Annotated in this window: 14 protein-coding genes and 1 pseudogene; 5 read left to right on the top strand and 10 right to left on the bottom strand. The window is 45.2% G+C overall.

What is annotated here, in order from left to right; all coding sequences use genetic code 11:
* Positions 1–221 (bottom strand): annotated as a pseudogene (locus tag V6C93_RS04335) (hypothetical protein); the annotation flags it as partial.
* Positions 222–628: 407 nt separating this feature from the next.
* Here V6C93_RS04335 and V6C93_RS04330 point away from each other — a divergent pair.
* Positions 629–853 carry a helix-turn-helix transcriptional regulator gene (locus tag V6C93_RS04330; protein WP_333475421.1) on the top strand — a complete coding sequence of 75 codons (225 nt, stop codon included), beginning with the start codon at positions 629–631 and terminating at the stop codon, positions 851–853.
* Between the two features lie 169 nt (positions 854–1022).
* Positions 1023–1589, top strand: coding sequence for a hypothetical protein (locus V6C93_RS04325; RefSeq protein WP_333475420.1), 567 nt, complete (start codon positions 1023–1025; stop codon positions 1587–1589).
* A 252-nt stretch (positions 1590–1841) separates the two neighbouring features.
* Here V6C93_RS04325 and V6C93_RS04320 read toward each other — a convergent pair whose 3' ends face one another.
* The 6 genes from V6C93_RS04320 to nagA all read right to left on the bottom strand — a co-directional run bounded on the left by V6C93_RS04320 (position 1842) and on the right by nagA (position 6009).
* Positions 1842–2219 carry a DUF423 domain-containing protein gene (locus V6C93_RS04320; RefSeq protein WP_333475419.1) on the bottom strand — a complete coding sequence of 126 codons (378 nt, stop codon included), beginning with the start codon at positions 2217–2219 and terminating at the stop codon, positions 1842–1844.
* A gap of 17 nt (positions 2220–2236) precedes the next feature.
* Positions 2237–2638 (bottom strand): hypothetical protein, encoded by a 402-nt coding sequence (locus tag V6C93_RS04315; protein ID WP_333475418.1) that lies wholly within the window; start codon positions 2636–2638, stop codon positions 2237–2239.
* Positions 2639–2667: 29 nt separating this feature from the next.
* Positions 2668–3168: a hypothetical protein gene (locus V6C93_RS04310; protein WP_333475417.1), complete on the bottom strand. Its 501-nt coding sequence runs from the start codon at positions 3166–3168 to the stop codon at positions 2668–2670.
* Between the two features lie 39 nt (positions 3169–3207).
* Positions 3208–3894 (bottom strand): magnesium protoporphyrin IX methyltransferase, encoded by a 687-nt coding sequence (bchM, locus tag V6C93_RS04305; RefSeq protein WP_333475416.1) that lies wholly within the window; start codon positions 3892–3894, stop codon positions 3208–3210.
* A 185-nt stretch (positions 3895–4079) separates the two neighbouring features.
* Complete coding sequence (locus V6C93_RS04300) at positions 4080–4685, bottom strand: site-2 protease family protein (RefSeq protein ID WP_333475415.1); 606 nt, start codon at positions 4683–4685, stop codon at positions 4080–4082.
* Positions 4686–4806: 121 nt separating this feature from the next.
* Positions 4807–6009, bottom strand: coding sequence for an N-acetylglucosamine-6-phosphate deacetylase (nagA, locus tag V6C93_RS04295; protein ID WP_333475414.1), 1203 nt, complete (start codon positions 6007–6009; stop codon positions 4807–4809).
* Positions 6010–6135: 126 nt separating this feature from the next.
* On the opposite strand from nagA, the gene purE reads away from it, so the two are divergent.
* Entirely contained in the window at positions 6136–6663 is a 528-nt protein-coding gene (gene purE / locus V6C93_RS04290) for a 5-(carboxyamino)imidazole ribonucleotide mutase (RefSeq protein WP_333475413.1), read from the top strand.
* Between the two features lie 127 nt (positions 6664–6790).
* Here purE and V6C93_RS04285 read toward each other — a convergent pair whose 3' ends face one another.
* The 3 genes from V6C93_RS04285 to V6C93_RS04275 all read right to left on the bottom strand — a co-directional run bounded on the left by V6C93_RS04285 (position 6791) and on the right by V6C93_RS04275 (position 9967).
* Complete coding sequence (locus tag V6C93_RS04285; RefSeq protein ID WP_333475412.1) at positions 6791–8041, bottom strand: S-layer homology domain-containing protein; 1251 nt, start codon at positions 8039–8041, stop codon at positions 6791–6793.
* A gap of 853 nt (positions 8042–8894) precedes the next feature.
* Complete coding sequence (locus V6C93_RS04280; protein WP_333475411.1) at positions 8895–9017, bottom strand: hypothetical protein; 123 nt, start codon at positions 9015–9017, stop codon at positions 8895–8897.
* Positions 9018–9514: 497 nt separating this feature from the next.
* Positions 9515–9967, bottom strand: a complete 453-nt coding sequence (locus V6C93_RS04275; protein WP_333475410.1) for a hypothetical protein — start codon at positions 9965–9967, stop codon at positions 9515–9517.
* Between the two features lie 512 nt (positions 9968–10479).
* Here V6C93_RS04275 and V6C93_RS04270 point away from each other — a divergent pair.
* Positions 10480–11820: an ammonium transporter gene (locus V6C93_RS04270; protein WP_349262612.1), complete on the top strand. Its 1341-nt coding sequence runs from the start codon at positions 10480–10482 to the stop codon at positions 11818–11820.
* Between the two features lie 636 nt (positions 11821–12456).
* Positions 12457–13299, top strand: coding sequence for an SGNH/GDSL hydrolase family protein (locus tag V6C93_RS04265; RefSeq protein ID WP_333475408.1), 843 nt, complete (start codon positions 12457–12459; stop codon positions 13297–13299).
* The last annotated feature ends 90 nt before the right edge of the window (positions 13300–13389 follow it).

Below are 13389 nucleotides of genomic sequence, written 5' to 3'. Positions count from 1 at the left end.
GTTTGGCGGTTGGGTTCGTCGCTTTGGGGATGGAGTACCCAGGCGCTGATGGGGGCGGGTTGATAGGTCAGTAGATAGCTCTCGTTAGGTGTCACAGAGATAGCCCAGGCTGCTTGCTTGGGTTGTTTACGAATTGTGTAGCCGCGTTTATTGAGTACTGCTCGGATGGCAGCAATATCTGTCGCGACTCGTAAGGCTTCGGTCACTTTTGATTTCCTCATGGGTATTTGATTGAGTAGATGGATGGGGGAGCCAGTTGCCGACAGGTTGAAACCTGCGGCTACACAAACCTAGTCCGCGTAGGCGGACTATTAAAATTCAGAATTTTCTTGAGCCTGCGAAGGCAGGCTTTGTTTGTATAGCCCCAGAATTCTATTCTGTGGGCGGCTGGCAGACTGATCACTTCACCGAGACGGCATCACAAAGTCTGCAACCCTCGGTTACTGGCTAGTTCTTGGTTGTGTGACAGCTTAATATAAGACACTGAGGAAAGAGAGGGTATCAAAGCAGACATTTAAGCATAGGCAAACAAGTTCCTAGCTTAAAAACGGCTTACTGATTTTCCGCCTTTCTGTGTTTCTCTTATACCGCTGAGTATATCGCTTGGAAGAATATACCGTCAAGTATAATGGCTGGAGAAAATGATGAACTAACACTAACGACGCTGCGGCAGCGCTCTGGCTTAACTCAGCAAGAACTTGCCGATGCGATCGGAGTGACACAAAAAACAATTTCCATCTGGGAAAAAGGCTCAGTAGAGCCGAAGCTTACATTTGAGCAAACTAAGCAATTGATGGAATTGTTGAACTGTACGCTTGATGAGCTAATAATCGCTATAAAGCAAAAACCTTAGAGTGACAGAGTAAGTGCGATCGCTATCTGTTACCTTCACCAGGTAAGAGAGCCATCGTAGGGAGTAAGCGAGCTCCGCCAATATAGAGTATGAGACAAGAATGTGAGACAACTCGCTACACAAGTGAATACGTCACCTACCATGAAGCAATTGAAAAGGATGACTAAGCATGGGCTACAACTCGGAACAATGGTATTCTCGAATTGCTAATCGCTCTGACATTACAAATGGTGTTACTCACCTTACAAAACCTAGTTTTAATATTAAAAACTTAACTGATGAAGATGAAATTAATCAACTAGCAACGGAAAATTTAATTGAAATTCTCAAGGATAGAGTTATTAGGGGAAGCACAACTGAGAAAGGCTTTATTGTAGGTAAAACGCCTGCTGTATGTTTTCAAGACGTGCCTTTCTATAGTCTTATTCAAAATATTGAGCATGAACGTCAAAGACGTAGTGCAAATCCCAATGAGCGGTATCGTTACTGTGGCGTCGGTATCGCTTTCTTCAAGCCTTACATTTTTAGGAAAGGGGGTCGTCCCGTTTTCTATGATCAAATAGAAATAGCTAAAAAACTGTTACCTCAAGACCAACATTGGCGAATTGTTAACTTTGATATTTCAGACCATAATAAAATAATAGATTGGACGCATGAGCGTGAATGGCGGTTGCCAATAGAGCTAAAATTTGAATTAAACAAAACACATATTTTACTTTACAACCAATTTTGTTAGAAGTTTTTTATAGAAAAATGTCCGCCAGAAATATTTCAAGAGATGGCTGGAGTTACCATATTAAAAAACCTAATAATGTAAACTTTAAGACTCAATCCAAGGGAGACAAATTTTGGGAGAACCAAGCCCAACTTACGGCTTGAGTAACACGCATTGCCCAAGAGCATATACAGTCAGCTTTGTCTTATACCTAGGAAAGCGAGCGCACTCATTCAACCTACTACAAGCTGAAAGTGCGATCGCACCTTTACCTTACTTGAAACCCCAAGCCGCGATCGCCAGGCACCCCCAACCCACCATAAACGCCACACCGCCCAACGGTGTAATTGCACCCAGCCACTTAATTCCACTCAAACTTAAGGCGTATAAACTACCCGAAAACAGAGCAATACCGACAATAAAAGCCGAACCTGATGCCGTCAAGAAATTTTGCGAACTCTCAGCACGGGTTAACAACAATGCCACCATCAGCAACGCTAGGGCGTGATACATCTGATAACGAGCACCTGTCTCAAAAATTTCCAAGGCACGCTCCGTTAGCTTTTCTTTCAGGGCATGGCTGGCAAAGGCTCCAGCTGCTACAGCTAAGCCTGCAAGAATGGCAGCGATTGCAATAAAAATTCGAGTCATAAATCAACTTTTATCAACTAAAAAATAAAGTAATAGAAAATTCCACCTGCTTCACTAACGCCAAAATCGGCATCAAACTCTTTAGCTTTTTCATCTAAATATTGCTGTGCCGCAGCGGCAGGTAAGTGTGCCTCCATTGCAAATCGCATGATGGTAATTTGCCCATTACCCTCTTTAAGCAATCGATAAAACGTAGAGTGAAGACGATCGCATCCTTCATTGTGATTTTTGCGCTTGAGGCTCCAGGCTAACCACCCACCCCAAGCAGCCGCCGGAAAACCAAACACCAAACCCCCTATGGCATCCATCCGATCCTCTGGGGTTGCGTCTTGCCTGGTTAGCACAACCACTGGAACCATCAAGAATATAAATCCAATAGTGAGAAGCAAACCCGCAGAGATTTTTTTGAATTGCTTCATGATTACAATTCTGGTTGGATGAGTTCTATTTAGTTTAAATCTCTTTTTCTTCTGCGCTTCTTTTTTTTGAGTAAGGCAGGAGGAACTGTATCACTTGAAGGCGCTATAGATTGATCGTTAATCGCTCCACTGTTGAAAAAATAGAAAATTTCGCCCTGCTCGTTTACCTCCAAATTGGCATTGAACTCTCTGGCTTGTTCATCCAGAAATTGCCTTGCCTCAGTTCCGGTTAGCTTTGCCTCCATCGCAAACTGGAGAAGCGTAATATGCCCTTTGCTTTGTTTTAGAAGGCCGTAGAAGATGGATTGCAGGCGATCGCGTTTTTCTTTCTTCCCTTGTTGATGCAACTGCCAAGCCATCCATCCGCCTGCGCCAGTCAGAGGTAAGCCAAAGAGGAGACAAGCGATCGCATCGCTGCGTTGCTCCTCCGGGCTAATTTCGTAATCAAATGGAGCATAAGCTGCGGCGATCAAACCAAAACTTCCTAGGGTGAGTAGGAAGCCTGCTGACAATTTCTTGATGAGCTTCATGGCTTTAGTTATTGCATGAATGCCACCAAAATTCTAACCTCATTGACGGGTAGCTTCCAGAAGGCGAGAGAAGTAAAAGCGAGTACTCGTCATCGCACTGCGCTGAATCGAGAAGCCGTTATCTTCCAAAATTTTGATGATGTCGGCTTCACGATGTAAGTAAGCACGGGTAGTTTTACTCGGTCCTGGAAACAACTCTCCAATTTTCTTGAGCAAACTGTAGCACAAAGTTTTGGGAGCAAAGCTGAGAATCAGGCGAGACTCGGCAAGCGAGGCAAGATGAGCAATCATTTGGGCGGCTTTATCTTGGGGATAGTGAATCAGCACATCCAGGCAAATAACGGTGTTGTATTTGCCACTCAATCCCTCTAAATCCTGTGCGGCAAAGGTAAGATTGTCCGTATTGCCCAAACTCTCCTTGGCTCTGTCTTTGGCTTCATCCACCATTTTTTCCGAGATATCGCTGGCAAAGACTTTAGCACCCGCTTTCGCCAAGGGGATACTCAGACTGCCGACGCCACAACCCGCATCACAGATGGACAAACCCGATAAATTGCCGTCTGCCTCCAGCCAACTGATGACGGTATCGACGGTTTGCTGATGTCCAGTGCGGATATCGAGCTGAACTTTATTCACCTCGCCATCGCCGTAAATCCGCCGCCAACGGTCAAATCCCGTAGCATTAAAATATTCTTTGACAACGATTTTGTCATCAATGGTGTTCATAAAGTTGGATTGTCATAAGGAATTGGGCACGGTTACTTACTTTACCAGTTGTTGTGGATGGAGGGTCAATCCGGCTCTTCCTCTTGTCGGAGTGAGGCTTGAGGCTAAGAGTGAGATTGTCTGTATCTCGATGATTCCTCATCTCACCCCTATGACTCAGCCTTGTTATTGAGGTAATGAGTTAATCACATCCCACTCACTACTTTGATCATGAGATCGGCAAGGTCTGCCAGTCCCGACGTCAAACCAGTACTAAAGATAATCATCAAAGCCAACAACCCATAAGAACTGTTTTCGAGCGGTTTAAAGCTAGGGAAAAATTCACTAAACACATGGAACCCATCTAAGGGTGGAATGGGGAGCAGATTAAACAGAAACAACATCAAGTTAATGCGTGCCCCTAGCAATAGGAATTGAGAACTTACAATTCCCTCTAAAGGGGAGTTGAAAGATACTTTGAGCAGTATCAGGAACAAAATACCCAGAGCAAGATTGAGCAATGGCCCTGCGGCAGATACCAGAATATTTCCCCACTTCGGAGAGCGAAACTTAGATGGGTTCACAGGCATTTGACCCCAGCAAATGCCACCAATACAGAGGAAGATGATGGAGTACCAGCCCATGTGAACGACTGGATTGAGTGTCAAATGACCAGTTTTTTTAGGCGTATCATCGCCCTGACTGACAGCCGCCCACCCATGAGCAAGTTCGTGTAGGCAAACCGAGGCGATGACAATGACGATAATTCGGAAGAAGAGTAAGGGGTTAATGACCAATTCGTTAATCAACATGGGTCGTGCTGAGGAGTAGACAGTACCTGTAGTACTTATCTCCCTAACGTCTGCCTCTTATGCAATTTATCTACTGATTAACCGAATTGTTCAGTCTTGTTAGGCTTGCACAAACGCCACTTCAATGATTTAGCGTTGTTTCCAAGATTAAGCGTTGCCAGGTGAGTTTGGATGTTGCTTCATCTAGATGCCAGCGCAACAGCTTTGCGGCTTGACCCACAGCAATTCCAGGTAGATTGATCGCATATCGAGGGGCTTCCGTAGCCAGTGCGATCGCTTCTTCTACTCCACACATCCCCCACTGCACCAAATTCTCGACCCCCACCAACAACGGCAGTGTTGTCCCCGCCAACGTGCCATCGTCTAGTCGTGCTGTGCCATTTTTCACTTCAATTTGGCGCTTATCCCAAGGGTAAACTCCATCCGATAATCCGATCGGTGCCAAGGCATCGCTCACCAAAAACAGCCCTTTCTCATAGCAGCCCGCACGTAGAAGTAGCTGTATCATCGTTGGACTGACATGCTGACCATCTGCAATTAGACCACAGTAGACGCCTGGATGGACAAGGGCAGCACCCAATAATCCTGGTTCTCGATGATGCAGTCCCGGCATAGCATTAAAGGCATGAGTGACCATCGATGCTCCCAGTTTAAAAGCCTCTTCAGCTTGGGTAGCCGTTGCTTGAGAGTGTCCCAAACTCACGGTAATCCCTAGCGATCGCAAATAAGGAATCACCTCACCCGTTGTGTCTAATTCCGGTGCCAGCGTCATCACCTTCACAACATGGGCATAATCCCCCAGCACCCGTTTCACCTGTTCAACCGTCAACGGCAGTAAGTACTCGGCAGGATGTGCTCCCCGCTTTTGGGGATTGAGAAATGGCCCCTCTAAATGGACGCCCAAAATCTGAGCAACTCCCTCTTGCCCCCCCTTAGTCAGTGGGACGTGAGAGGCTAAAAACTCAGCAATAACAACAAGCGATCGCTGAATATTTTCCACCGAAGTCGTGACGAGAGTCGGCAGGAAAGCATCAACGCCCTGATTCCATAAATATTGACAAATTCTCTTTAATATGAATTCATCATTTAGGCTCAAGTCCGTGAACGCTAATCCCAATCCCCCATTAATCTGTAAATCAACACCGCCTAGTGACACCCAATCCCCAGCCACATCCATCAGTGATGATTGATCAGCTACCCCCTTAGAAAAGGTGCTGTCCATTGGCTCAATGCAGGCAATAACGCCCTGCTTATCCACCCTAATTTGCTGCAAACCCTGATAACCGGGCACACGAGCATTGATAATATCCAGATTGGGAGACATGTGTGCTTTATCCTTTCTTTGGTTGAAGGTGACACTCCTAGCGTCGCTACCGCTTTGCTATAGCAGGTTGCAGCTTATAACTTTCAACCTTCAACCTTCAACCTCCAACCTTCAACCCTTCAACCAATGACTACAGACAAACCTTTAGTTGGCATTATTATGGGCAGCGATTCCGATTTACCCACAATGCAGGGTGCGATCGCAGTTTGTGAAGAATTCAGCGTATCCTGTGAAGTGGCAATTGTTTCCGCCCACCGCACGCCGGAACGAATGGTGAAATACGCCCAAGAAGCCCATCAGCGGGGACTCAAGGTGATTATCGCCGGAGCTGGAGGAGCGGCTCATCTACCTGGGATGGTAGCCTCGCTGACGCCTTTACCGGTCATTGGTGTACCCGTAGCCACTCGCCAGTTACAAGGCGTTGATTCCCTCTACTCGATTGTGCAAATGCCTGCCGGAATTCCAGTAGCTACAGTTGCGATCGGCAATGCGAAAAATGCTGGTTTGTTAGCCGTGCAAATTTTGGCCTCTCACCAGCCAGAATTACTCGAAAAAGTACAGCAGTATCGCCAAAACTTAGCTCAATCTGTTTTCGATAAACAAGCCCAGCTCGATGAACTGGGCTACCAACAATACTTAACGAAGATGTTCTAGCACAAGAAGGCAGAAAGCAGACACAAACTTTTTTGCTTTTTGGGGTGGGCAATAACCCACAACTAATGTTCTTATTCCCTTCTGCCTTTTTTGTAATTATCCCCCCTTTTAGCTTTTTCCCTTTACCTTATCTTCCAGATGGGGTTTGGGCGCTGGTAACACTATTCACGTAAAAGTCAGAACCGACAGTCAGCTGTAAATCGATTACTGGATCAATCACAATGGGTTTCTGCTGTTGATTAGCAGTAGAAGATCGACCCGTTAAGACGCCAGTCAAGACATTAATTGCAGCATCTCCAAGACTTCGCGGTGGTTTGGGAGCTTCAGGTTGCTGAGCTGCCAGCAGCGAGGACGTTACGTTGATATTGTTATAAGGCTCATCGGCAACTATCAATCTTTGAGCCACAAACTGAAAACCCAGAAACTGCGCTCCGCTATAGCGTGGTACAATTTGACCTTCAATCTCACTATCCTTAGGGATTAAAATCTCCCCTAGTGAGTTTTTAATGTCTTGGGCAACCACTAATGTCAGGTTTCGGGTTTCACCAGGAGCTAAAATGATCTGATTTGACTCTGGGTATTCCACATTAATCGGTGTACCTCTTGGCACTTTGTATTGTGCAGTTCGAGTATTTCGGTTATTGTTGATAGCTTGGTTGTTAGAGCTGTTGTTTATGGCTTGATTCGTTCTAGCATCCACCCGAACAATATAGTTATACGCTTGCGATCGACTCGCAATGGGAGTTAGTACTCCTTCATTCGCTAAAGCTTGATAAATGAAAGCGGCAACATCAGCACGGGTTGCAGTTTTTGTGGGAACGAGAGAAGTCACATCAGGATAGTTGACAACAATCCCCTGTTGTGTAGCGGCAGCCAAAGGCTCTCGTGCTGCACTAGGAATTTTTGAAGCATCTCTGTAGAAGCTTAAGATATTATCGACTGAACCTCTTGGAGATAAGCCTAAGCCATCAGCGAGAGCGGCAAGTACCTGCCCTCTAGAAAGGGGGTCAGATAAACGCAATTGACGGTTCGATGGTCTATTACTCCCTAAATCACGACTTGTCCAATAGTCAGCCGCCGCCTCATCGAATTGGCGTGACAACTGTACATTATTTTCATCAAACGCTTGCTGAATCATCGCCGCAAACTGAGCACGGGTTACGGGTTGATCAGGTCTAAAGGTTTGATCTGAAAATCCATTAATTAAGTTTTCTTGCGCTAACGCTTCAATGAAGGGTCGCGCCCAGTGACGTTGAATATCTACAAAGGTAGCTGCTGTTGCTGGTGCTGAAATCACAATTGGCGCAGTGACACCAACTGCTAATCCCAAAACGAGTAGGGCAGAGCTTCCTGACTTCCAAACAGACAAACGAGACATAAACCACTGTCCTCTAAAAGAGAATTCTTTAACCTGACCGAATTTCCGGTTTTTCGTAGATTACAGACTTTGTGTTCACTAATTCAAGACGGAGACGCGACGGAGATGTTAAAAGTTCCATTGTGTTAAGTTTTTTTTACAAAAGAGGAAAATCTTGCTGTTCTTCTTGGAAAGCCTGTGATAAATTACTTTCTTAATTAGACTGAAGCAGCTTTATAAATTCCTTAAAACAAGATTTATTTAACTTACATCCTAAGATTATTTTATATATACAAAAATCATAAATATTATTACTTTGATAGTTCTAATTTTAGGATTTTTTTTAAAATTCATATTTATCCTAGTTAAAATTAATTTAATTATTAAGATTAGTTCATGTCCACTAAACGAGACTCATTCTTTATTCAGCAATTTCAAATTAATTACTAGCTAGCATCGGCTTAGGAAATTTCTCTATCTCAGATATGAGTAAATCTTAAAAATGACTAAAATCTGTATCTTCCGATACAGAAAACTTCAGAAATAAATATAATAATTGACAGTTTTTAACCGCTATTTTTTCACATTATTAAGGAATTTAGTCTCTTGACTATCTTCCCACATGTTTGTACGGTTTTGTATGAGGGATTACAATTTAGCTTAAAAAACAGCCGATTCCTAAGCAAGCAACGCCATGGCAACTGGCAATAAATCCGAGTCCTAGGAATTGGTTTATGCCATGCAGCTTGTAACCCAAAAGCGGCTACTTTCAATTTATCTCAGCTAAAATGACAGTTTGGGGATGCCTACAAGGGAATCTTCGGTTCCCTTAATTGGACTGGGGTGCCACTGCTAGCTAAGTTCATGCGATCGCTCACATTGCGATCACAACAAACACAGCCGGTGCATTTGGGAGCGTTGCGGCGACCGTCACAGCTTGGCTGGTAGCACTGAGGGTGTGATTGATACTTCGATGCGATAAATGTTGATCTGCCAAAAACGCAATAAAGATTATCAAGAATCGCTCAATTTGTATAAAAAACGCTCCAGTAGTCCAAGCATCTGGAGACAGTCTTTTGCAATCTAGCTCATGGGGAGCAAGTTCGTGAAAAGAGGAGTGGCTTCAAACGGCTGATAGTCACTCTTCTAAGTTTTGTGAGAAAAGGCTGGGAATTATCTTCCACTAAATCTTTGTCAAAGATGTGTCCGTGTGCTGAAAATTAGGTGTCAAAATTATATAGATTTATTGCTGATTATCTATATGTAACTTCTAATACAAATTCCTGCCATCAGATTCACATAATCAAAGTTATTGGCGTTGCAGGTAACAAAGAAGTGTGGAATAAGGTCGTGCATACTTGTAGTTTGGTTAATATGGATTCCATCCATACTCGAACCTATAATCTTGGATTTACATCCATTGTTCACCTATTGAGACAAGTGGTGGCTGTCTTGGTAAAAACCAACTTATGGGTAAGGTGTATGTACTCTTGTCTATCGGTAAGGCTCCATCTTCCATATTCTTTCCAAGGCTTCAATTTGTCGAAGTAGAACCGCCGCCCGATGGGTACGATATTTTCTATACTGAAGCCCGAATAAAATATAGCCTATGAAGATGAAAATAACGAAAAGTCCGCCAAAAACGTTGCTGGCCTGGATTGTTTGAGTGGGGGAGTTCGATTGACTAGATTCAGTTGTCTCAGAAGCCGCCGCAATAGGAAAAGATTTTTTACTCGGGGTAATGGCTTGAGCTTCCGGTATCACTCCTTGATTGGGAGCCACTGCACTACTATCAGTTTTCCTACTGCCAATTTTATACAGCAATGCCTTTGACTGTTTTATAGTTGTCTGAAACTCGACACTGTTGCCAAAGGCTTCTTGTGTCGGTACAAGCCAGATGGAGGCAGCTAAGGAGACACAAATAACACCGAAAAGTTTACTATTCATAGGGGCTTCAAGATATATGCCGCTACTGGAGGATGGAAAAGTTCGCTTTAAACGTGTCCATACGCCCTTAAAAGCTCTTCCGAGCTTTGGATAATCACAAACGCAATGCTTATTCTGTAGCCTATGCTACGATTATATGCTTTTAATCCAGAAATTCATCCTCCTTAGCCTTTGAAGATGAAGAGAAAGAAAGATATTCATGCGAATTCTGCATGACGGAAGATCGCAGCGACCCTAACCCTTTCTATAACTAATCCTCCAGCTCAATCAAGGGAGACTGGAGAAATGGGGGCTCTTGGTGGAAAACGGAGCCATCTCGATAGACTCGTTGTCTATTTTTGAAAAATGTACGTCCATTCCGTTTCTGTAGTTTCTGATACAGATAGACCGTTAAGGAATTGGTGTAATCAGATACATTTCTGACCCGAGACAGAGGTAGAGGATTCAAAGAAGTGCTAAAAAAAGTTTTAATGACCGGAGCCATTGCCCTGTGGCTACTGTGCGTCCCCCTCATGGGCAGCGCAATGGCTCAAACAGCAGAGGCTAATCCTGTCAATAGTGGCGATACAGCCTGGATGTTAGTTTCGTCAGCGCTCGTCTTGTTGATGACTCCAGGACTGGCATTTTTCTATGGGGGACTGGTGCGATCGCGCAACGTCCTGAATACTATGATGATGAGCCTCATCCTGATAGCCGTAATTGGTGTGACGTGGGTTTTGTGGGGCTACAGTTTAGCCTTTGAGGTTTCTGGCGTTGGTACTAACGGTTTTGCCCAAGGCTTTGAAAAGTTCTTTGGCAACATCAACTGGATGTTCTTGAACAACGTTGCCTTCGACAAACCTGATCCCATTGGCTATGCCCCAACGATTCCGCATCAGGTGTTTATGGTTTATCAGATGATGTTCGCCATCATCACCCCTGCCCTGATCTCAGGAGCGATCGTGGAGCGAATGAGTTTCAAGGCGTATTTCTTCTTTATTCTCCTGTGGTCTACCTTTATCTACTCTCCTTTGGCTCACTGGGTTTGGGGCAAAGGTTGGATTGGTGCCCTAGGCGCGTTGGACTTCGCGGGCGGTACAGTCGTCCACATTAGCTCTGGCGTATCTGCTGTAGTCGCCGCTTGGATGCTTGGTCCACGTAAAACCTACCCCGATCAACCCGCAGCACCCCATAACCTCCCCTTTGTCTTACTGGGAATTGGACTCCTCTGGTTTGGCTGGTTCGGGTTTAATGCCGGTAGTGCCTTAGGGGCTGGGTCTCTTGCAACCGTGGCTTTTGTAGCAACAACGGTTGCTCCAGCAGCTGGGGGTCTGACCTGGGTCATTTTGGAATGGGCGCTTAGAGGCAAACCAACGGCACTGGGGATTGCGAGTGGCTTTCTGGCAGGATTGGTTGGTGTAACTCCCGCTGCTGGATTTGTTACTCCTATCGGGGCGATTCTGATTGGTTCCATTACGTCTGTTTGCTGTTTCTTTGCCGTCAGCCTGAAAGCCAAGTTGCAGTTTGATGATTCTTTAGACACCTATCCTGTTCATGGAGTCGGTGGTACAGTCGGTGCAATTCTCACTGGAGTGTTTGCCACCAAAGCCGTTAACAGTGCCGGAAATAATGGGTTGCTATTTGGCAATCCAGGATTACTGGTGCCACAAATCATCGGCGTTGTCGCGACCTACATTTTTGCGGCTGTCGGTACCTTTATCATCCTCAAGCTTCTGAGTTTGGTCATGGACTTGCGGGTCAAACCCTCACAAGAAGAGCAAGGTTTGGATATTAATGAACATGGTGAAGAAGGTTACGGAGAGGAGTTCGCAGCAGGGCTCGGTCTTGCTGGAGCATCCGGTGAATTACGCTAACCAGACGTTCTTCTTTACCCTTAGATTCTGATTCAAGTCATGCTGATTTAGAGCTAAACAGTCAGGCACTTAACAATCCTCGCGAAAATTCTCCTCTTGAAGTCTTTGATTCAAGAGGGGATACAAGCGGGGAGATTTATAGCAAAAGGCAGAAGGCAGAAGGCAGAAGGCAGAAGGTTTATTACTGGTACGTGGTCGTTTCAGCTGTTAAATCTGTCCTCATCTTTATAGCGACAGCTATATTTAAAATCCTCATAAAAATCCAGAATTTATTTTTATCTCATGGGGGTTTGGGGGGCTATAAGACCTCCTCACTAAAGCTTTAGACCATAATTTTCAATTTGGTGTGGGTACATGGACAACCGCACGCGGAAATAAACAGGAAATCTCAATCGCGTCAGCGCAGCGGGGCGTTAGTCCGGTTGAGAAGCCTACACCGTAATCTAAGGGTTCGGTGTAGGAGGATGTCACCAAAAAAGGTATCTAATCTCCGAGAATCCTCCTATTCTCTAGAAAACGACTGCTACAAGGAGGGGAGGTTCGCGAAGTTTGGTAAAATTGGCAACTGTAGTTTGTTTGAGTGGATGAGTGCAATGCCACTAAAATCTGATTCAAACCCGATGCTAGATTGATCAAGTGTCCACTCACTCGAAGACTTTTCCGACTTGGGCGTTTCTCTCCCTGGCGGCTAATGGATTACTCGTTTTGGCGATCGCCTTAGTACTAATGCGCAAATACGAGTGGTCAATGGCCTCTCCCATGATTCGCTCAGCGGCAGCAACGCGCTTATCTGACCCCAAATCTACTGACTCAGCAACGGAATTAGGGCCTCGCCACCAGCTGAATTACCAACAGTGGGTAGAACTGCTGGGGCGAGAGGCTGATGTGGCAGCAAGGCAGCAGCCCAAACATTTGCTCATCCTCGCTGGCGATTCCCTCTCGTTGTGGTTTCCGATCGAGTTGTTACCCCCAAAACGAACCTGGCTGAATCAGGGAATTTCTGGCGAAACCTCGAAAGGTTTGCTGAATCGATTAGATCTATTCGACAAGACTCAGCCAGAGGCAATTTTTGTGATGATCGGGATCAATGACCTGATTCGGGAGGTCACTGACGAGACAATTTTGGCAAACCAACGACTGATCGTTCGCTATTTACGGCGAGTTCATCCTCAAAGCAAAATTATTGTTCAGTCGATATTGCCGCACAGTGCCAGAAATGCCACCTGGGAAGGACGCGATCGCCTTCTGGCGATTCCCAATCGTCGCATCCGAGACTTGAACGAACGGCTGAGGGCGATCGCAAAGGAAGAAAATGTGATTTATCTCGACCTGTATCCCCTTTTTGCCGACGCCGATGGCAACATGAAGACTGAACTAAGTAGCGATGGTTTACACCTGAATCCCCAAGGCTACTTAGTCTGGCGCAATGCACTCTTAGTCCTCGACCAATTCGTCCTCGAACCTGTCGCGTTGAAGTAAAGATACAAAGATACAGCTTGCCCAAGTTCCAGGAAGCTGACATTCTATGATCGATAAGGAATCAAGAATTTTATACAGTCATTCTGTAGG

The organism is Allocoleopsis sp. (assembly GCF_036703385.1).
Lineage (GTDB): Bacteria > Cyanobacteriota > Cyanobacteriia > Cyanobacteriales > Coleofasciculaceae > Allocoleopsis.
This window is presented reverse-complemented; position numbering and strand designations above follow the sequence as displayed.